We start from the raw sequence: 18,961 nt of genomic DNA, 5'->3' as shown, positions 1-18,961 counted from the left end.
GTTGCCCGGCCAGATGTTCGAGGAGGTCACCATGTACGACCAGAACCCGGTCCACGTCCTTCACCCGGAGGAGTCGTGGGGCTTCCTCCGGACCCACGAGTTCGGCCGACTTGCCTTCCACCTGGTGGGCGAGGTCCACATCGTCCCGATCAACTACGCGCTCGACGGCGAGCGCCTCATCTTCCTCACCGCCGAGGGCAGCAAGCTCTTTGGTGTGACCGCCAACCCCGACGTCGCCTTCGAGGTCGACGAGATCGTCGGCGAGCGCGCGACGAGCGTCATCGTGCGAGGCCGCGCCCGGACTCTGGAGGGGCAGGCCGCGTACGTCGTCGAGCGCCTTCCCGTGCGGCCCTGGGTCGGCACTCCCAAGTCGGTCGTGGTGGCTGTCGAGGCCGACGAGATCTCGGGGCGCCGCTTCGACCTCACCCGACCCTGGCTGCGGGACCTGCCGACCGGCTGAGCGCGCAACCCGGCGTATGCCGCCCGGCACCTCGGGCGCGGCCAGAGCGTGACGCCGCAGTGCGTTCGACGACTCAGGCGACCGCGTCGTGCGCGGCGACGAACGCGTCGACGCACGCGCGTACGTCGGCCTCGGAGTGCGCCGCCGAGAGCTGCACGCGGATGCGTGCCTTGCCACGCGGCACGACCGGGAAGCTGAAGGCGGTCACGTAGACGCCGTTGCCGAGCATGTGGTCGGCGATCTGGGCGGCGCGACGGGCACCCTCCTCGCCGGGGAACATGACCGGCCGGATCGGGTGCGTGCCGGGCAGCAGCTCGAAGCCGGCCTCGGTCATGAGCGAGTGGAAGAGCGCGGTGTTGGCCTTGAGCGCCTCGCGCTTGTCGGCCGAGCTCTCGACGAGCTCGAGGGCGGCCATCGAGCCGGCGACGACGGACGGTGCGACGGAGTTGCTGAAGAGGTAGGGACGCGAGCGCTGGCGCAGCAGGTCGACGATCTCCTGGTGCGACGACACGTAGCCGCCCGACGCGCCGCCGAGCGCCTTGCCGAGCGTGCCGGTGAGGATGTCGACGCGGTCCATGACGCCGAAGAGCTCGGGCGTACCGCGGCCGCCGTCGCCGACGAATCCCACCGCGTGCGAGTCGTCGACGAACACCATGGCGCCGAACTCCTCTGCCAAGTCGCAGATCTCGGCGAGCGGCGCGTAGGACCCGTCCATCGAGAAGACGCCGTCCGTGACGACGACCTTGCGCTTGGCCCCGGCCTCGTGCGCCGCCTCGAGCTGGGCGCGCAGGTCGGTCATGTCGGCGTTCTTGTACCGGTAGCGCATCGCCTTGGACAGCCGCACGCCGTCGATGATCGAGGCGTGGTTGAGCTCGTCGCTGATGATCGCGTCCTCGGCGCCGAAGAGCACCTCGAAGACACCGCCGTTCGCGTCGAAGCACGACGAGTAGAGGATCGTCGCCTCCGTGCCGAGGAACTCGCTGACCTTGTGCTCGAGGGAGGTGTGCAGCGTCTGCGTGCCGCAGATGAAGCGCACCGAGGCCATGCCGAAGCCCCACTCGTCGAGGGCCTGCTTCGACGCCGCCACGACGACCGGGTCGTTGGCCAGGCCGAGGTAGTTGTTGGCGCAGAAGTTCAGGGCCTTGGCCTTGAGCGTCGTGATGTGCGCCGACTGCGGCGAGGTGAGCTCGCGCTCGTTCTTGTAGAGCCCGGCGTCCCTGATCTCCTGGAGGGTCGCCGCGATCTCGTCCTTCACTGAGCCGTACATCGGTGTCCTTCGCAGGTGGGTGGGGCGGCTGGCGCCACCCAGCGTATGCCGCCCGGCGGGCGCTACGGACGGGCCAGCGCCAGCAGGTCGTCGAGGATGTCACCCATGCGCATCATGAGCGACACGTGGCCGTCGCCCTCCATGAGATGGGCCTGCGCCCCCGCGACGTTCGCCGCGAGCCACTGCCCGTGGGCGAACGGGACCATGAGGTCCTCGCTCCCCTGCCACACGGCCGTCGGCACCTGGATCGCGGCGAGGTCGAAGCCCCACGGGCGGATGAGCGTGAGATCGTCGTCGCGCCACCCGACGATGCCCTGCGCCCCGGCGTGACGGGACGATGCCGAGAGGTACTCGGCGAGCTCGCCCGTCATCGCCGCCTGGTCGACCGGGGGCAGCAGGCCGCCCATCTCGCGGGCGATGTCGTCCGCCGACGCAGAGAACAGCGGCGTGCCGTGCTCCTCGAGGAAGGCCGTCAGCGCCTCGATGCCCTGCGCCGCCGCCGCGAACTCGGCCACGTTCTCCGGGCCCATCCCCGCGGTGAGGTCCAGCCCCTCGGCATCCGGTGGGGCGATGCCGACGCCAGAGGTGGCGGCCAGGCAGCGCCCGGGGAGCAGTGCCGCACAGGCGAGCGCCCGGGGGCCTCCGCCGGACCAGCCGAGTGAGACGAACTCACCGAGAGCGAGCGCGTCCAGCACGAGCGCCGTGTCAGACGCGTCGTCGGCCACCGTGGCAGTCGTGGCGCCGTCGGACCGCCTCGTGGAACGGCCGTATCCCGGACGCGAGTACGTGATCGTGCGCAGGCCGCGCTCCGCCGCCGGGCGCTCGAGGATGCCGAACGGCACCGCGGCCTGGGGCGTGCCGTGGTGGAAGACGAGAGGGAGGCCGTCGGCGGGCCCGGTGACGAGGACCTCGAGGTCTCGACCGTCGGGGGTGCGGACGAGCTGGGCGTCGTGGCTGGCCATGCCCCATGCAACCACGGCGCCCGTCCGGGTCTGCACGCGAAGCGCCCACGGGCAGCACGGCCCCGGCGTAGCGTGGCTCCGTCAGGGGATCGACCGACCGAGCGAGGCGACACCATGCCTGAGTTCATGGACGTGCACACCAACATGCCGGGAGTGACCTCGGAGGCGCTCATGGAAGCCCACCAGGCCGACGTGGACATCCAGGACGACGAGGGGGTGACCTTCAAGAAGGCCTGGGCCGACCCCATGAGCGGCCACGTCTTCTGCCTGTCCGAGGGCCCGAGCGCCGATGCCGTGAAGCGGATCCACGAGCGGACGGGTCATCCCGCCGACGAGATCCACGAGATCACCGTCACCGCCTGAGGTTCCCGCTCGGCACGACCGCACGAGCGCGGGAGAGCGCCTAGGCTCGCCGGGATGGACGACGACCCGCAGGATCGCTTCGGGCAGGCGCGCGTGGCGCGGCTCGCGACGGCCGACGCCGACGGGAGTCCGCACCTCGTCCCGATCGTCTTCGTGCTGCTCGGCGAGGTGGTCTGGAGCGCCGTCGACGGCAAGCCCAAGACGACCCGGGCCCTGAAGCGGCTGGCCAACGTCGCGAGCAACCCGCACGTGAGCCTGCTCGTCGACCACTACGACGACGACTGGACGCAGCTGTGGTGGGTCCGCGCCGACGGGACGGCCGAGGTCGTCGAAGTGGGCAGCCCCGATGCCGCGCACGCCCTCGACGCCCTGGCCGCGAAGTACCCGCAGTACGTGTCGAACCGGCCGGCCGGCCCACTGCTCCGCGTCGCCGTCACCCGGTGGAGCGCCTGGCAGCACAGCCGGTCCTCCTGATCGGCCTGCCCCGGCCTCGTCAGCCCCGACGAGCCCGCCGGGGGCGCGGTCACCGCGTGACGGCATACCTCGCGTAGGTGGTGCCGCCGGCGAAGCGGCGGTGAAGTCACGCTCGAGGGTGGTCCGCTCGCTCGACACCGTGTCGAGGGTGCGCGAGTAGACGACCTTGTCGGCCGCCTGCCAGATGCGGGCGTAGTCGTGCGCGATGTCCACCTCGGGCTCGGCCGTCGGAGCCGTCTCCAGTGGACCATCGTCTCGTAGAGCCGCCGGCCGCAGAGGGAGGTGCCCACGTCGCGCTCCAGGTCGTTGACGAAGGCATGCACCTCCGCGTCCAACCGGCCGTCCTAGTCGAAGTCCCGCAGGGCGCGGTTCTCGATGTCGCGCAGGACCTCGTCGGCGCTGGCGGCACTGACGAGGCCACGGCGGCGGGCGTCGAGGACGAGCTGCCGCTCCACGTCGCTGGCCCGGCGCAGGACGGCCTCGAGCTCCCCACCGCGCTCGTCGTCGCCCGATCGAGCCTCGCGCACTGCCTCCTGCGCTGCGAGGTAGCCCTCGTACTGTGCGATGGCAGCACGGCGGACGTCCTCGTCGAGGTCGGGCAGCTCCTCCCTGACCTGTTTGAGCCCGGCCGCGGTGGCCCGCAGGCGCAGGTCGGAGATCTCGGCGGTCTCGTCCACGTCGCTGCCGACCCCGAGCCACCTCGTGAGCGGCGTGAGCGTGAGCCCCTGCACCACGAGGGTCACCAGGACGACGACGAGTGCCACGGTCACCACCTCGTCTCGGTTGGGCAGCGGGTCACCGTTCTCGACCGCCATCGGCAGGGCCACGGCCGTCGCGACGGTCACCACGCCTCGCATCCCGGCCCACGCGACGACGGTGGACTCGCGCCAGCCGGTCGGGACCGGGACGTCCTGGCGCCGGGCCTGTCGTCGCGCGAGCCAGCCCGCGGGGTAGATCCAGACCCCGCGGAAGACCACGAGCGCGACGACGACGAGCAGCGCCAGGACCATCGTGTCGGTGCCTGTCGAGGTGGACCTGATCACGGCCACGAGCTCGAAGCCGAGGAGCGCGAACACCAGGCTCGTGATGAGGAAGTCGGCGTAGGACCACACGGCACGTCCGAGCAGCCAGCCGCCCGATGTCGTGGCGTCGTGGGCGTACGTGCGCAGGTACAGCCCCAGCACGAGCACCGCGAGGACGCCCGAGCCGTTGACGTGCTCGGCGCCGACGTAGGCGAGGAACGGCACGAGGACGGTCACCGTCGTCTCCGCGGCACCGTCGTGGATCCGGGCCAGCACGAGCCGCGACAGGTAGCCGAGGACGAAGCCGACGAGCACGCCGAGGACGACGGCCTCCACGAGCTCCAGGGCGATGTCGCCGCCCGTGATGTCACCGGTCACGGCGGCGACGATGGCCACCTTGTATGCCACGAGCGCCGTCGCGTCGTTGAACATCCCCTCGCCCTCGAGGATGGTGACGAGCCGGTGCGGCAGTCTCAGCCGGCGGGCGACGGCCGTCGCAGCGACCGGGTCAGGCGGCGAAACGATCGCACCGAGCACCCAGGCGACCGACCACGGGAGGCCGACGGCATGGGAGACCACCGCGACGACGACGACTGTCGCGAGCGTCAGCCCGACGGCGAGGACGAAGACCGGCCTGGCGTGCTCGCGGAACTCGTTGACGGTGGTGCGCTGGGTGGCCGCGAAGAGCAGGGGCGGCAGGACCACCGGCAGGATCAGGGTGGGGTCGAAGGTCAGCGGGTTGGCCGGCACCACCAGCGCGATGGCCAGCCCGAAGATGGTGAGCAGCACCGGCTGCGGCACGCGGATCCGGTCGGCGACGGGCGTCAGGACGATGACGCCGAGCACGGTCACGAGGGCGAGCGCGGGTCCGGCCACCGTCCCGACCCTAGGACACCTGGGGCGGGCGCGCCCGGTGCGCGAACGGTCCGACCCACGTCAGCAGCGTGTTGACGACGACGATGACGGTGACCACGACGGCCCAGGCCGGCGGCAGCACCACGAGGGACACGAGGGCGGCACCGCCCAGCACCACGGACTTGGTGGCGATGGCGAGCACCGGCTTCCGGATGACAGCACGCGGCGCCGCGAAGAGCCCCCACAGGACGGCGGCGACCAGCGGCACGAGGACGCCGCCCGCGACGTGGGTGGCCGTCGTGGAGCCGAGCCGGGCACCCCACATCGCCAGCAGCACCAGGGCGAGCACCTCGACGGCGAACGCGACGACGTCGTTCGCGTTGACGTCGGCGCTGATATCCCGGCCGGCCTCCTCGCTCACGGCGCGGGCTCCTCGAGGAACGCGTGGACGAGGTCGGCGAGCTGCGGGGCCGACTCCGTGTTGAGCAGCGGCCCGGCGCCGTCGATGACCTGCAGGCGCGCGGACGGCAGGTGCTGCGAGAGCTCCTGCGCTGCAGCGAGTCCCGTCTTGTCCCTCGAGCCGGCGACGACGAGCACGGGCGCGGTGATGGTGCGCAACGACTCGGTGCCGTCGAAGCCCCTGAGGGCGTCGAGAACCGCCAGCATCCGGGGCCGCGACACCCCGGCGTCGACGAGCTTGCCCTCCGGCACGAGCCGCATCGCAAGGCGTTGCAGGCGCAGGGCGCCCTTGCTCGGTCGCACGAGCGCGCCTCCGAGGACGAGACGCCCGACGAGCTCGGGCCGCTCGACGGCGAGCCGCAGCGCGACACTCCCACCGACCGAGACCCCGACGAAGTCGGCCTGGCGCACGCCCTGCAGCTCCAGCTCGTCGGCGACGCCGGATGCCGCGGCCCCGAGGTCGAAGCCGACCGGGTCCTTGGGCTTGAGGCCCTTCATCCAGGGCGCCGTCATCGGGCGGCCGGCGCCGTAGGCCGACACGAAGTCCTGCCACGCGATCGGCGACTGGCCGAGCCCGTGCAGCAGCACGAGCGGGCGGGGACGGGCACTCGAGTCGGGAGGGGACGGCATACGAAAGTCCTTCAGCTCCAGTCGAGGACGACCTTGCCGCACTGGCCGGACCGCGCGGTCTCGAAGGCCTCCTCCCACTGCTCGGCGGGGAAGCGGTGCGTGATGACCTGCGAGACGGCCGACCGAAAGCGCTCGGAGGTCGCGATCATCTGCGACATGGCGTACCACGTGTCGTACATCTCGCGGCCGTAGATGCCCTTGAGCGTGATCATGTGGGTGATCACCTTGCCCCAGTCGAGGTCGTAGGACTGGTGCGGCAGCCCGAGCAGCGCGATGCGCCCGCCGTGGTTCATGTTGGCGATGAGGTCGCTCACCGCGGGCGCGGCTCCCGACATCTCGAGGCCGATGTCGAAGCCCTCCTTCATCCCCAGGTGGGCCTGCGCGTCGGCGAGGCTCTCACGGGTGACGTTGATGGTGAGGTCCGCTCCGGCGTGCTCGGCGAGCGCGAGGCGGTAGTCGCTGGCGTCGGTCACGACGACGTAGCGGGCGCCGGCGTGCCGCGCGATCGCGGCGGCCATGACGCCGATCGGGCCCGCGCCCGTGATGACGACGTCCTCGCCGACCATCGGCCACTGCAGCGCGGTGTGGGTCGCGTTGCCGAGGGGGTCGAAGACGGCGCCGAGGTCCGGGTCGAGGCCGGCCGGCTGCACCCAGGCGTTGCTCGCCGGCATGACGACGAAGTCGGCGAAGGCGCCGTCACGGTTGACGCCGATTCCCTCGGTGCGGATGCAGAGATGGCGGCGGCCGGCACGGCAGTTGCGGCAGCGGCCGCAAACGATGTGCCCCTCGCCCGAGGCGCGGTCACCGACGGCGACGCCCATGACGTCCTCGCCCACCTCGACGACCTCGCCGTAGAACTCGTGCCCGATGACGAGCGGCGGCTTGACCGTCGCCTGGGCCCAGTCGTCCCAACCGGCGAGGTGCAGGTCGGTGCCGCAGATGCCGGCGCGCAGGACGCGGATCTTGACGTCGGCCGGCCCGCACTCGGGCTCCGGGCGGTCGACGAGCGTGAGGCCGGGGCCTGCGGTCAGCTTGGTGAGGGCGCGCACGGGGAGAGTCTGCCACTGCCGATAATGGAGGCGTGCCAGCCTCTGCCGATGCCGCCCCGGAGAGCCCCCACGTGGCGAGGGCCGTCGAACAACTGCGCTCCGCCGGAGAGCGCGTCACGCCGGCGAGGTATGCCGTCCTGCGGGTCGTCGACGCGGCCGACCGGGCGCACGAGCACCTGACGGCCGAGCAGATCGGGGCCCGCGTCGGGCAGGCCGAGCCGTCGGTCCACCGCGCCACCGTCTACCGCACCCTCACCTCGCTTGTGGAGACCGGCATGCTCTCGCACGTGCACCTCGGCGGGTCCGCGACGGTCTACCACCTCACCGAGCCGAAGCCCGAGCACCGTCACGCGCACGCACATGTGCAGTGTCACGACTGCGGGCGCGTGTTCGACGTGCCGCCGGACGCGTTCGACGAGGTGGCGGCGCGCCTGCGTCAGGACCTCGGCTTCGTCGTCGACACCGGCCACGCGGCCCTCCTCGGCACCTGCCGCGACTGCCGAGATTCCTCGGCCTCCTGACGGTTGGAGGGGCCGGGTCAGAGGGCGCGGACGTCGAGGAGGTAGCCCTGGGCCGGACCGATGACCGGCACCGGCAGGCCCACGGTCGCCAGCACGGCGCCGGGCACGACGAGCCCGTCGTCGCCGAGGGCTGCGTCCCACCACCCGGGCGCCGCGTGCTGCACGACGGCGGGAAGTCCGGCCTCGGGACGGACGCGGACGGCATACGACCGGCTCGGGTCGAGACCGGGCAGGGGCAGCGGCCCCGTCACGGCGTCGCGACCCGTCACGAGACGAGCGACGGTGTATGCCGCGTGCCTGCGGTCGGCGTCGACGGTGCCCGTCACGAGGACGGTCCCGTCGGGGCTCTCGGAGCGCACGAGGTCGCCGCTGTGCAGCAGCGGTCGCAGCTCGCGCGCGAGCGCCGTCCAGCCCGTCAGGGACTCGAGCTCCTCGTCGGTGCAGGTCGTGATGTCCCACTCCAGGCCGGCGTGGCCCTGCAGCGCCATGAGGGTGCGGAAGCCGAGGTCGACGGTGCGGTGCGTCGTGTGTGCGGTCGGCGGCCCGACGTGCGTGCCCATCAGCTCCGGCGGCACGAGCAGGCTCGTCCACCGCTGGATGCCGGCGCGCTCGAGGGCGTCGTTGCAGTCGCTCGTCCAGATGCGGTCGGTGCGGTCGAGCACCGCGAGGTCGACGCGCGCGCCGCCGCTGCTGCACGACTCGATCTCGAGGCGCGGGTGTCGCGCCCGCAGGTCGTCGAGGAGGCGGTAGAAGGCGAGCGTGTGCGCGTGGACGGCGGGGGCGTCGACGAGACGGCCGGTCGGGGCGTCGACGGTGTGCACGGCCTCGAGGAGGTCGCGGTTGTGGTCCCACTTGATGTAGTCGATGGCGTACTCGGACACGAGCCCGCTGATCCGCTCGAGCAGCTGCTCGCGTGCGTCGTCGTGGGTCAGGTCGAGCAGCTGCTGGAACCGCCAGTCGCGCGGTGAGCCGGCGGCCGGTCGCAGCACCCACTCGGGGTGCTCGCGCACGAGGTCGCTGTCCTCGTTGACCATCTCGGGCTCGAACCAGAGCCCGAACTCGAGGCCCAGGCCCTTGACGTGGTCGACGAGCGGCGCCATGCCCTCGGGCCACACGTCGCTCGAGACGACCCAGTCGCCGAGGCCGGCGCGGTCGTTGCGCCGGGCGCCGAACCACCCGTCGTCGAGGACGAAGCGCTCGACGCCGATGCGGGCCGCCGTCTCGGCCAAGGCCTTCAGGTGGTCGAGGTCCGTCTCGAAGTAGACGGCCTCCCACGTGTTGAGCACGACCGGACGCGGGCGCGACGGGTGCCCGGCGCGGGCGCGCAGGCTCCGGTGCAGGCGACGCGACAGCCCGTCGAGACCCTCGGTGGAGTGGACGAAGACAACCGTCGGGGCGGCATACGCCTCCCCCGGCGCGAGGCGGACCTCGCCGGAGGAGAGCAGCTCGCCGCCGCCGAGAACGGCGTGGTGGCGCCCGGCGCCCTCGGGCAGCGACTCGACGAGGTGCTCGTGGTTGCCGCTCCATGCGGTGTGCACAGCCCAGACTTCCCCACTGCGCCAGTCGAACCCGCGGGTCCCAGCCATGAGCAGGAGGGTCGCGTCGTGGCCGGTGCGCCCGCGCCGAGACGCCCGCAGGTGCGTGCCGTGGTCGAGGCGGCTGCGCTGCGGCGAGCGCTCGCGGCACCAGCGCCCGGTGAGGTCGAGCACCTCGTCGGCGCGCACGGGCAGCGGCAGGATCGCCCGCAGCGCGGACACGTCGAGGGGTGCGGCGTCGTCGCCGGTGTTGGTCACCGACGCGTCGACGCGGAGCACGCCGTGGTCGTCGAGGGTGTGGCGCAGCTGAAGGCGTATGCCGTCCGCCGTGCTCGCCTGCGTCACGACCGCGCCGCCGGACACCTCGCAGCTCACGTCGCGCCACCGGACGGCCCCGGCCGCGCCGGCGCGGTGACCGGCCCAGCCGGGCGTGCCCGACCAGCCGTCCGCCTCGCCGGGCAGGACCGTCAGAGGCCACGGCCGGTCGAGAGCGCTCGGCGGGACCGGCGCCGTCGTGACCGCGGACAGTGCGGCATACGTGCTCGCGCCACCCTCGAGCGCGGGACCCCAGTGCACCACCTCGGGCAGGGCCGAGCCGCCGGGGCTCGGCTCGAGCACGAGCGCGGTACCCGCGGACTCGAGGTGGATCGTGGAGCTGGTGGACTGGTCGGACGGGTTGGTGAGGTCGGTCACGTCATCCCTTGGTCGCGCCGAGCGTCAGGCCGGCGACGAAGTGTCGTTGGAGCACGAAGAAGATGACCAGCGTGGGGACGGCGATGATCACCGATCCCGCTGCCACCAGGTTGTTGTCCGTGAAGAACTGGCCGCGCAGGTTGTTGATCGAGCTCGTCACCGGATACTTGTCGCCCTGCTGGAACAGCACCGTGGCCCAGAAGAACTCGTTGTAGATCCACGTCGTCTGCAGCACCGCGAGCGCAGCGAGGGCCGGACGGCAGAGCGGCAGGGTGATCTGCCAGAACTGCCGCAGCACGCTCGCCCCGTCGATCACGGCCGACTCGTAGAGCTCCTTCGGCAGCGCTTTCATGTAGTTGCTCAGCACGAAGGCGCAGAAGCCCGTCTGGAAGGCGACGTTGACGAGGATCAGGCCCTGGAAGCTGTTGAGCAGCGTGCCGGACTCGCTGAACCAGAACGGCACCTCGATCGCCCGGAACATCCGGTAGACCGGGATGAGCAGAGCCTGGGGCGGCAGCAGGTTGGCGGCCAGGAAGAAGCCCAGCAGGGCGATGTTGATCCGCCAAGAGAAGCGCGCGACGACGAACGCGACGCAGGCGGAGAGGAAGAGCGTCAGCAGCACGGCGGGGACGGTGATGAGAAAGGAGTTCCAGAAGTGCAGGCCGAAGTCGCCCTGGTCCCAGGCGTTCTTGTAGTTGTCGAGCGTGAAGCCGCCCCAGGAGACGTAGCCGTGCGTCGACGTGTAGCCGTAGTCACGGAAGGAGTTGACGAGCGCGAGCAGCAGCGGGAAGAGCCAGATGAGCGAGATGAGCGAGAGCACGAGCGGCAGGAACCAGCGGCGCCCGGACCTCACACCTCCTTCGCGCGGTTTGAGCAGCGCCGTCGTCTGCTCCTGCACCGGGTCGGCGGTGACGGACATGTCAGTCCTCCTTCATGGCGATGCGCAGGTAGATGAAGACGAGCACGCTCGAGATCGCCAGCATGATCGTCGCCAGGGCCGAGCCGAAGCCGATGCGGCTCGCCTCACCGACGACGTTCTGCGTCACCAGCGTCGAGATGAGCTCGAGCCCGTTGCGGCCCTTGTTGATCACCCACACGAGGTCGAAGGCACGCAGCGACTCGATGAAGGTGACGACCAGGACGATGATGTTGATCGGGCGCATGACCGGGAAGACGACACGGAAGAAGGTTGTCGTCTCGCTGGCACCGTCGATCTTCGCCGCCTCGCGCAGCGACGGGTCGACGCCCTTGAGGCCGGCCAGGTAGAGCAGCATGATGTAGCCGGCGTGCCGCCAGGACGCCGCGACGAGGGCCGCCCACAGGTTGACGCTCGGGTCGCCGTACCAGTCGGTGGTGCCACCGGTGATGGCGTTGAGCAGGCCCTGGTCGCGCGAGTAGATGAGCTGCCAGACGAAGCCGATCAGCGCCAGCGACAGCACCACGGGCAGGTAGATGCTCGTCTGGTAGAAGCGCGTGCCCGCCACGCCGCGGTCGACGAGGACCGCGAAGAGGATCCCGAGCGGGGTCGCGATGAAGAAGAACACCGCCAGCCAGATGAGGTTGTGCTGGATCGCCGGCCAGAACGGCGGGTAGATCGTGGCGATGTCTTTGTAGTTCTGCAGGCCGACGGACTTGATGCTGGAGAGCGGCCCGATCCCGTCCCAGTTGGTGAAGGAGAGCAGGACCGAGCCGACCGCCGGGAGCCAGACGAGCCAGGTGACCAGGAGGGTCGGCACGACCACCATCAGGGCCACGACGATCTTGTCGCGGGCCGAGAGCTGGTCGATGCCTTTGTACGTGCGCTTGCCCGCCATGGGACTCGCCTCTCGATCAGGAACCGAAGATGCTCTTCTTCTGGGCCTCGATGCTGTTCGTGAGACCGTCGATGTCCTTCGGGTTCTTGATGAAGGACTGGATCGCCGGGATCATGACCGTCGAGGCGAAGTCCGGGCGGGTGTCGCGGTCCATGAACTGCGAGATCGACTTGGCGGACTTGATGAACTCGAGCGACTTCTTCTGGAGGGCCGTGTAGCCGCTCGTGTCAGCCGTGCTGTTCGTCGCGATGACGCTGGGGTCGGCCTTGAGGGCGAGGAGCTGGGCCTCGGGCTGCGAGATGTACTGGAGCAGCTTCTTGGCGGCGGGCTCGTTCTTGGGCCGGGCGCTCATCATGTAGCCGTCGATGGGGGCCTCGACCGCGTCCGTGCCGATCGTCGAGTCGATCTCCGGGAAGCCGAAGAAGTCGAGGTCCTCCTGGTCGGCGCCCTTGGTGAACTGCTGGGCGAGGAACGAGCCGAGGACGTACATGCCGGACTTCTTCTGCTGGAGCGACTGCGCCGCCTCCTGCCAGGTGCGACCGAGCGAGTCGGCCTGGTGCAGCGGGAGGATGCCGGCCCAGGTGTCGAAGACCTTCTTCACCTTGGGGTCGGTCCACGACTCCTTGCCGGCCATCAGGCTGATGTGGAAGTCGTAGCCGTTGACGCGCATGTTGATCTGGTCGAACGTGCCCATCGCGGGCCAGCCGTCCTTGTCGCCGAAGGCGATCGGGACAAGACCGTCCTTCTTCATCTGCGCGCCCAGTGCGTTGAGGTCGTCGAGCGTCTTGGGGACCTCGTAGCCCTTCGCCTTGAAGACGCTGGGACGGTAGAAGACCGCCCAGGGGTAGTTGGTGATCGGCACGAAGTACTGCTTGCCGTCGGCCCCGGTGGACGCCTTCTTCAGGGCGTCGCTCATGCCCGTGATGCTCTTCCACACGTCGGAGATGTCCCCGACGAGGCCCTTCTCGGCGAAGAACTGCATGCGGTAGCCCGCGAACCAGGTGAAGACGTCGTCGGGCGAGCCCTGCAGGTAGTTGTTGATGTTCTCCTGGAAGGAGTTGTGGTCGACCGTGTTGATCTTGACATCGGTGCCCGGGTTCGCCTTGGCGAAGGCGTCCATGTAGGACTTGACGGCCGCTTTTGGCACGGCATCCGACTGGTTGGAGCCGACGGTGACCGTGCCGCTGACGGCGCCCGTCGGGGCGCCGCTGCTGCTGTTGCTGCTGGAGCCGCAGGCCGCGAGGCCGCCGGCCCCGAGGAGTGCACCGACGCCCAGGGCGCCGCGCAACAGGGTCCGGCGGTCGACGCCGCGGACGGAGGGGGGAACCATGCGGGCCAGGTACTCGGCCTCGCTCGTGGGACGGGTCATTGCGGTCTCCTTTGACGCTGTGCCGGGTTCGTTGTCGAGACGAGGCGACAGAGTCGAACATCCGTCACCAGAAACCTCCAACAACAAACAGAGGATGTCGGCGCCTGACCCTGGTGTCAAGGGATTCGTGCAGACCCACAGAGGTCTGCGACCGAACCGAAACCTCTCCCGCGGGCTGCTCTTCGGAATTGCACCGTTGTAAAGGGATTGGTGACGCACACGGCGCATTTCTCCGCCTCCACACGCCCCCGCGCCGGGCCGCGTCCACCCACCGAGACGGCAGCCACCGGTCGCTCGTCTCACCCGCGTCGCATGTTCGAAAATGTTGACATCCCGGCGAGCGAGGCGACACCCTGTGTGCCATGCGCTCATGGCCGACGAAGACCCTGGCACTCGGTGGCGACTACAACCCCGAGCAGTGGCCCCGCACCGTCTGGGACGAGGACATCGAGCTGATGCGGCGCGCCAACGTGTCGTTCGTCAGCCTCGGCATCTTCTCGTGGAGCTGGCTGGAACCGGCCAAGGGCGAGTACGAGTTCGAGTGGCTCGACACCGTTCTGGACAAGCTCCATGCCGGCGGGATCGCCGTCGACCTCGCGACCGCGAACGCCACTCCCCCGCCATGGCTCTCGACCGCCCACCCCGAGATCCTGCCGGTCGACGTCGACGGCCACACGCTCTGGCCAGGCAGCCGGCAGGCGTGGTGTCCGACGTCGGAGGTCTTCCGTGAGTACGCCCTGGCGCTGACGCGCCAGCTGGCGACGCGCTACCACGAGCACCCCGCCGTGGCGATGTGGCACGTCTCGAACGAGTACGCCTGCCACAACCTGCCCTGCTACTGCGATGACTGCGCCAGGCACTTCCGCACCTGGCTGCGGCGCCGCTACGCCATGCTCGACGACCTCAACGACGCGTGGGGCACGGCCTTCTGGAGCCAGCGCTACACCGACTGGGACCAGATCCTGCCCCCGCGCCGCTCGACGACCTTCAACAACCCGACGCACGTGCTCGACTACAAGCGCTTCAGCTCCGACGCGCTGCTCGAGCACATGCGGGGCGAGCGCGCCGTCCTCGAGGAGCTCTCGCCGGGCGTGCCGATCACGACGAACTTCATGACGCTCAAGCACTTCCGCCACCTCGACTACTCGCAGTGGACGCCGACCGTCGACGTCGTCAGCACCGACCACTACATCGTCGACGCGCTCGAGCACCCCCGCGCCGAGCTCGCCTACAGCGGGGACCTCACGCGCGGCCTCGCAGGCGGCGCGCCGTGGATGCTCATGGAGCACTCGACGAGCGCCGTCAACTGGCAGCCGACCAACCACGCCAAGGACTTCGGCCAGACGATTCGTGACGCGCTCGCGCACGTGGCCCGCGGCGCCGACACCATCGGCTGGTTCCAGTGGCGCCAGTCCCGCGCCGGCTCGGAGAAGTTCCACAGCGCCGTCGTGCCGCACGCCGGGCCGGACAGCGCGCGCTTCCGCGAGGTCGAAGAACTCGGCCGCATCGCCGGTCGCCTCGGCGAGCTCGTCGGCAGCCGCGTCGAGTCCGGGGTCGCGATCCTGCACGACTACCAGTCGATCTGGGCGGCCGAGGGACCGTGCATGCCGAGCTCCGAGCTCGACGCCCTCGAGGCCGCCTCGACCATCCACCGCCTGCTGCACGACCGAGGGGTCACGGCGGACGTCGTGCACCCCTCGGCCGACCTCACGGCATACGCCCTCGTCGTCGTGCCGCAGCTCTACCTCGTCACCGACGAGCACGCGGCAGCCGTCGCCGCGGCGGCCGAGGCGGGTGCCCAGGTCGTCGTCACCTACTTCTCCGGCATCAGCGACGAGCACGACCACGTCCGCCTCGGTGGCTACCCCGGCGCCTTCCGCGACCTGCTCGGCGTGCGCGTCGAGGAGTTCTTCCCGCTCGGCCCCGACGAGACGGTCGGCCTCGCCGAGGGCACCGGCACGTGGTGGAGCGAGGACGTGACCGCCCTGTCCGGGACCGACGTGCTGACGACGTATGCCGCCGGCCCCCTCGCGGGCCGTCCTGCGGTCACGCGTCGGGCGGGCGAGGGCAGTGCCGGCTCCGCTTGGTACCTCAGCACGCTGCCCGACGACGCGACCCTCGGCGCCCTGCTCGACGACGTGCTGACGGCCGGTTCGGTTCGGGCCACCGTCGAGGACCTGCCGCGGGGCGTGGAGACCACGCGACGCAGCGACGGCACCACCTCGTGGCTCTTCCTGCTCAACCACACGGACACCGAGCATCGCGTCCCGACCAGTGGGTACGACCTCGTTGCGGACACCCCTGTCGACGGCAGCGTCCGCCTCGCCCCGGGGGGCGTGGCCGTGATCAGGGAGGAGTGACGATGCTCGCGAGCCAGCGGCGCTCCGTCATCCTCGAGCTCGTCGAGGAGTCGGGTGCCGTCAAGGTGTCCGACCTCGTGGAGCGTCTCGGGGTCTCCGACATGACGATCCGCCGCGACATCGAACGCCTCTCGACGGACGGGCTGCTCGAGCGCGTCCACGGCGGCGCCCTCGCCCTCGGGGGCACGCGCAGCAGCGAGGAGCCCGGCTTCTCGGCCAAGTCGATGCTCCAGCTCGCCCAGAAGCAGGCCATCGCCCGAGCCGCCGCGCAGCGCGTCGAGGCGGGCAGCGCCATCGGCATCTCCGCGGGCACCACGACCTACGAGCTGGCGCGAGCCGTCCGCGACATCCCACAGCTGACCATCGTCACCAACTCGGTTCCCGTCGCGCAGCTGCTGCACGAGTCCGGGACTCCCGGGCAGACCGTCGTTCTGACCGGCGGCGTCCGCACGCCCTCGGACGCGCTGGTCGGGCCGGTGGCCGTCTCGGCCCTGCGCTCGCTGCACGTCGACGTGCTCTTCCTCGGCGCGCACGGCGTCGACGACCGCACCGGGCTGACCACTCCGAACATCGTCGAGTCCGAGACCAACCGGGCGCTCGTCGGGTCGGCGCGGCACGTGTGCCTGCTCGCCGACTCCTCCAAGTGGGGCACCGTGGGCCTCAGCACCTTCGCCGACCTCACCGACGTCGACCTGTTCGTCACCGACAACGCCTTCCCCGAGCGCGCGCGCGAGGCCGCGCGCGAGAGCGTCGGCTCCCTCGAGATCGTGGAGGCATGATGTCCAGCTCCACCCCCAGCCGCACGCGGACCAGGTTCACCTCGAGGCGCCTGGCGGACGGGCGAGAGATCATCTACGTCGACGAGCCGGGCACCCCCGAGCGCACCGCCGAGGACCCACGTCCGGTCGAGCCTCGCGTGCTGTCGGGCGAGCTGCGCCACGACGCGCTGGTCGACGACTGGGTGGCCGTGGCCGCCCACCGCCAGCACCGCACCTTCATGCCGCCCAAGGACGAGTGCCCCCTGTGCCCCGCCGGGCACGGCTCCGTGCCGTCCGAGATCCCCGAGCGCGACTACCAGGTCGTCGTCTTCGAGAACCGTTTCCCGTCGTATGCCGTCATCTCCGTCGGCGCCGACGCCCCTGACCCGGGCGGCATCTTCGGCACCCGCCCGGCCGTCGGACGCTGTGAGGTCGTCTGCTTCACGAGCGACCACGAGTCGTCGTTCAAGGACCTGCCGATCGAACGGGTGCGCACCGTCATCGACACGTGGGCGCAGCGCACCGAGACCCTCGGCGCCCTGCCCGAGGTCGAGCACGTCTTCGCCTTCGAGAACCGCGGCCGCGAGATCGGCGTGACGCTGCCGCACCCGCACGGCCAGATCTACGCCTACCCCTACGTGCCCGACCGCACCAAGGCCCTGCTCGAGGCGGCCCGCCGCCATCACGAGCGGACGGGCCGCCTCCTCGGCGCCGACATCCTCGCCGCCGAGCAGGCCGACGGCTCGAGGGTGGTCGTCTCGGGGACGCACTGGACGGCATATGTCCCCTTCGCGGCGCGCTGGCCGGTCGAGGTGCACCTGGCCCCGCACCGCGACGTGCCCGACCTCGTCGCCCTCGACGACGAGGAGCGCGACGAGCTGGCCGTCATCTACCGCGACCTGCTCGGGCGCCTCGACCGCTACTACGTCAACGAGGACGGTTCGGCCGTGACGCTGCCCTACATCGCGGCCTGGCAGCAGGCCCCGGCCCGGACGGGGCGTGACGTGTCGCGCCTGCACCTGCAGCTCATGTCGGTGCTGCGCGGCCCGGGGCGCCTGAAGTTCCTCGCCGGCTCCGAGTCCGGTGTCGGCGGCTGGGTCAACGACGTGGCCCCGGAGCGCGCCGCAGCCCGCCTGCGGGAGGTCGCCCCGTGAGCGAACGCACCCCCGCCGAGCTCGTCGAGGCGGTGTCGGCCGGCTTCGAGCGCGCCTACGGCCACGCCCCGGCCGGCGTCTGGTCGGCGCCCGGTCGGGTCAATCTCATCGGCGAGCACACCGACTACAACGGCGGGCTCTGCCTTCCCATCGCCCTGCCCCGACGCACGTATGCCGCCGTGGCCCGTCGCGACGACGGCGTCATCCGGATGGCGTCGGCCCAGCTCGAGGGGGTCGTCGAGGTGCACCTCGACGAGATCTCCGCGGACCGCCCAGGAGGCTGGGGCTCCTACGTCGCGGGCGTCCTCTGGGCGCTGCGCCGCGACGGGCTCGCCGTGGGCGGACTGGATGTGCTCATCGACTCGACGGTGCCCTTCGGCGCAGGGCTGTCCAGCTCCGCCGCCCTCGAGTGCGCCGTGGCCGCGGCGGCGAGCGACCTCTTCGACCTCGGCCTGCTGGGCTCGCCCGAAGGTCGCGCCCGGCTGGCTGCACGCTGCGTCGAGGCGGAGAACCACATCGCCGGCGCCCCGACCGGGGGCATGGACCAGTCCGCGTCGCTGCTGTGCGGCGAGGCGTCGGCGCTGCTGCTCGACTGCCGCTCCGGCGAGACCCGGCAGGTGCCCTTCGACCTCGACGCGGCGGGCTACGTCCTGCTCGTCACCGACACGAGGGCGGAGCACTCCCTCGTCGACGGGCAGTACGCCGCACGACGCGATGCCTGCGAGAAGGCAGCGCACGAGCTGGGCATCGACACGCTGCGCGAGATCGACCCCGCAGCGCTCGATGCCGCGCTCGAGCGGCTCGACTCCGACGAGGTGCGCCGCCGCGTCCGTCACGTCGTCACCGAGATCGAGCGGGTGAGCCGCGCGGTCTCGGCCCTCGAGGCCGGCGACCTCGGCGAGGTGGGCCGGTTCTTCGACGCCTCGCACGCCTCGCTGCGCGACGACTACGAGGTCTCCTGCGAGGAGCTCGACGTCGCGACGGCCACGGCGCGGTCGCGCGGCGCCCTGGGCGCACGGATGACCGGTGGCGGCTTCGGCGGGTCGTGCATCGCCATCGTCCGGGCGTCCGACGCCGACGATGTCGCGGCCGCGATCACAGCGGCCTTCGAGGCCGAGGGCTTCACGGCGCCGGCGTCCTTCACCGTCACGGCCTCCGGCCCCGCCACTCGCGACCGCTGACCCGCAGACCTCACCCCGCGGACCCACCCCCACTC

General features: G+C 71.1%; 18 protein-coding genes. 8 read left to right on the top strand and 10 right to left on the bottom strand.

The features are described from left to right. The first annotated feature begins 31 nt into the window (after nucleotides 1–31). On the top strand, nucleotides 32–460 hold the full coding sequence (locus AC3WRT_RS05855; protein WP_492720244.1) for a pyridoxamine 5'-phosphate oxidase family protein: 429 nt from the start codon (nucleotides 32–34) through the stop codon (nucleotides 458–460). A gap of 73 nt (nucleotides 461–533) precedes the next feature. Here AC3WRT_RS05855 and AC3WRT_RS05850 read toward each other — a convergent pair whose 3' ends face one another. Together AC3WRT_RS05850 and AC3WRT_RS05845 are read right to left on the bottom strand one after the other, a co-directional pair. After that, a complete protein-coding gene (locus AC3WRT_RS05850) occupies nucleotides 534–1,727 on the bottom strand; it encodes a glycine C-acetyltransferase (RefSeq protein ID WP_492720242.1) in 1,194 nt (397 codons plus the stop codon). A 62-nt stretch (nucleotides 1,728–1,789) separates the two neighbouring features. Next, nucleotides 1,790–2,725, bottom strand: coding sequence for an alpha/beta fold hydrolase (locus AC3WRT_RS05845; RefSeq protein ID WP_492720240.1), 936 nt, complete (start codon nucleotides 2,723–2,725; stop codon nucleotides 1,790–1,792). 78 nt (nucleotides 2,726–2,803) lie between these two features. On the opposite strand from AC3WRT_RS05845, the gene AC3WRT_RS05840 reads away from it, so the two are divergent. Beyond that, nucleotides 2,804–3,052: an SCO4226 family nickel-binding protein gene (locus AC3WRT_RS05840; protein WP_492720238.1), complete on the top strand. Its 249-nt coding sequence runs from the start codon at nucleotides 2,804–2,806 to the stop codon at nucleotides 3,050–3,052. Between the two features lie 54 nt (nucleotides 3,053–3,106). Further along, the gene (locus AC3WRT_RS05835; protein ID WP_492720236.1) at nucleotides 3,107–3,526 is read left to right on the top strand and encodes a TIGR03668 family PPOX class F420-dependent oxidoreductase; all 420 of its coding nucleotides are present in this window, start codon (nucleotides 3,107–3,109) and stop codon (nucleotides 3,524–3,526) included. Nucleotides 3,527–3,870: 344 nt separating this feature from the next. On the opposite strand, the gene AC3WRT_RS05830 is transcribed toward AC3WRT_RS05835, so the two are convergent. Genes AC3WRT_RS05830 through tdh form a run of 4 tightly spaced genes read right to left on the bottom strand, consistent with a single transcriptional unit; the run spans nucleotide 3,871 to nucleotide 7,541 of the window. Next, nucleotides 3,871–5,424, bottom strand: coding sequence for a Na+/H+ antiporter (locus tag AC3WRT_RS05830; RefSeq protein WP_492720233.1), 1,554 nt, complete (start codon nucleotides 5,422–5,424; stop codon nucleotides 3,871–3,873). A 10-nt stretch (nucleotides 5,425–5,434) separates the two neighbouring features. Continuing rightward, nucleotides 5,435–5,824: a YrdB family protein gene (locus AC3WRT_RS05825; RefSeq protein WP_492720230.1), complete on the bottom strand. Its 390-nt coding sequence runs from the start codon at nucleotides 5,822–5,824 to the stop codon at nucleotides 5,435–5,437. After that, on the bottom strand, nucleotides 5,821–6,492 hold the full coding sequence (locus tag AC3WRT_RS05820) for an alpha/beta fold hydrolase (protein ID WP_492720227.1): 672 nt from the start codon (nucleotides 6,490–6,492) through the stop codon (nucleotides 5,821–5,823). Before AC3WRT_RS05820 ends, AC3WRT_RS05825 begins: the two co-directional genes overlap by 4 nt. An 11-nt stretch (nucleotides 6,493–6,503) precedes the next feature. Next, nucleotides 6,504–7,541 carry an L-threonine 3-dehydrogenase gene (gene tdh, locus AC3WRT_RS05815; RefSeq protein ID WP_492720224.1) on the bottom strand — a complete coding sequence of 346 codons (1,038 nt, stop codon included), beginning with the start codon at nucleotides 7,539–7,541 and terminating at the stop codon, nucleotides 6,504–6,506. A 32-nt stretch (nucleotides 7,542–7,573) separates the two neighbouring features. Here tdh and AC3WRT_RS05810 point away from each other — a divergent pair, with 32 nt between their 5' ends. Beyond that, entirely contained in the window at nucleotides 7,574–8,062 is a 489-nt protein-coding gene (locus AC3WRT_RS05810; protein WP_492720219.1) for a Fur family transcriptional regulator, read from the top strand. A gap of 17 nt (nucleotides 8,063–8,079) precedes the next feature. Here AC3WRT_RS05810 and AC3WRT_RS05805 read toward each other — a convergent pair whose 3' ends face one another. From AC3WRT_RS05805 to AC3WRT_RS05790, 4 genes are read right to left on the bottom strand one after another with little or no spacing between them, the layout of a single operon-like run. Further along, nucleotides 8,080–10,290 (bottom strand): alpha-galactosidase, encoded by a 2,211-nt coding sequence (locus AC3WRT_RS05805; protein ID WP_492720217.1) that lies wholly within the window; start codon nucleotides 10,288–10,290, stop codon nucleotides 8,080–8,082. Between the two features lies 1 nt (nucleotide 10,291). Beyond that, the gene (locus AC3WRT_RS05800) at nucleotides 10,292–11,209 is read right to left on the bottom strand and encodes a carbohydrate ABC transporter permease (RefSeq protein WP_492720213.1); all 918 of its coding nucleotides are present in this window, start codon (nucleotides 11,207–11,209) and stop codon (nucleotides 10,292–10,294) included. A 1-nt stretch (nucleotide 11,210) separates the two neighbouring features. Next, nucleotides 11,211–12,104, bottom strand: a complete 894-nt coding sequence (locus AC3WRT_RS05795) for a carbohydrate ABC transporter permease (RefSeq protein ID WP_492720208.1) — start codon at nucleotides 12,102–12,104, stop codon at nucleotides 11,211–11,213. Between the two features lie 16 nt (nucleotides 12,105–12,120). Then, nucleotides 12,121–13,473, bottom strand: a complete 1,353-nt coding sequence (locus AC3WRT_RS05790; RefSeq protein WP_492720206.1) for an ABC transporter substrate-binding protein — start codon at nucleotides 13,471–13,473, stop codon at nucleotides 12,121–12,123. Nucleotides 13,474–13,835: 362 nt separating this feature from the next. Between AC3WRT_RS05790 and AC3WRT_RS05785 the strand changes: the two genes are divergently transcribed. From AC3WRT_RS05785 to galK, 4 genes are read left to right on the top strand one after another with little or no spacing between them, the layout of a single operon-like run. Continuing rightward, entirely contained in the window at nucleotides 13,836–15,833 is a 1,998-nt protein-coding gene (locus tag AC3WRT_RS05785) for a beta-galactosidase (RefSeq protein WP_492720204.1), read from the top strand. Between the two features lie 2 nt (nucleotides 15,834–15,835). Further along, nucleotides 15,836–16,612, top strand: a complete 777-nt coding sequence (locus AC3WRT_RS05780) for a DeoR/GlpR family DNA-binding transcription regulator (RefSeq protein ID WP_492720202.1) — start codon at nucleotides 15,836–15,838, stop codon at nucleotides 16,610–16,612. After that, nucleotides 16,612–17,745 carry a galactose-1-phosphate uridylyltransferase gene (galT, locus tag AC3WRT_RS05775; protein WP_492720651.1) on the top strand — a complete coding sequence of 378 codons (1,134 nt, stop codon included), beginning with the start codon at nucleotides 16,612–16,614 and terminating at the stop codon, nucleotides 17,743–17,745. Before AC3WRT_RS05780 ends, galT begins: the two co-directional genes overlap by 1 nt. Further along, nucleotides 17,742–18,926, top strand: a complete 1,185-nt coding sequence (gene galK, locus AC3WRT_RS05770; RefSeq protein WP_492720200.1) for a galactokinase — start codon at nucleotides 17,742–17,744, stop codon at nucleotides 18,924–18,926. The genes galT and galK overlap by 4 nt, the downstream gene beginning before the upstream one ends. The last annotated feature ends 35 nt before the right edge of the window (nucleotides 18,927–18,961 follow it).

The organism is Terrabacter sp. FW104-15G4B, from assembly GCF_058790095.1.
This window is presented reverse-complemented; position numbering and strand designations above follow the sequence as displayed.

What these genes read in the sequence shown, in the direction of transcription:
- AC3WRT_RS05855 (WP_492720244.1), top strand. Translation starts at nt 32, where the DNA reads ATGTACGACCAGAACCCGGTCCACGTCCTTCACCCGGAGGAGTCGTGG.
- AC3WRT_RS05850 (WP_492720242.1), bottom strand. Translation starts at nt 1,727, where the DNA reads ATGTACGGCTCAGTGAAGGACGAGATCGCGGCGACCCTCCAGGAGATC.
- AC3WRT_RS05840 (WP_492720238.1), top strand. Translation starts at nt 2,804, where the DNA reads ATGCCTGAGTTCATGGACGTGCACACCAACATGCCGGGAGTGACCTCG.
- AC3WRT_RS05835 (WP_492720236.1), top strand. Translation starts at nt 3,107, where the DNA reads ATGGACGACGACCCGCAGGATCGCTTCGGGCAGGCGCGCGTGGCGCGG.
- AC3WRT_RS05820 (WP_492720227.1), bottom strand. Translation starts at nt 6,492, where the DNA reads ATGCCGTCCCCTCCCGACTCGAGTGCCCGTCCCCGCCCGCTCGTGCTG.
- AC3WRT_RS05800 (WP_492720213.1), bottom strand. Translation starts at nt 11,209, where the DNA reads ATGTCCGTCACCGCCGACCCGGTGCAGGAGCAGACGACGGCGCTGCTC.
- AC3WRT_RS05795 (WP_492720208.1), bottom strand. Translation starts at nt 12,104, where the DNA reads ATGGCGGGCAAGCGCACGTACAAAGGCATCGACCAGCTCTCGGCCCGC.
- AC3WRT_RS05790 (WP_492720206.1), bottom strand. Translation starts at nt 13,473, where the DNA reads ATGACCCGTCCCACGAGCGAGGCCGAGTACCTGGCCCGCATGGTTCCC.
- AC3WRT_RS05785 (WP_492720204.1), top strand. Translation starts at nt 13,836, where the DNA reads ATGCGCTCATGGCCGACGAAGACCCTGGCACTCGGTGGCGACTACAAC.
- AC3WRT_RS05780 (WP_492720202.1), top strand. Translation starts at nt 15,836, where the DNA reads ATGCTCGCGAGCCAGCGGCGCTCCGTCATCCTCGAGCTCGTCGAGGAG.
- galT (WP_492720651.1), top strand. Translation starts at nt 16,612, where the DNA reads ATGTCCAGCTCCACCCCCAGCCGCACGCGGACCAGGTTCACCTCGAGG.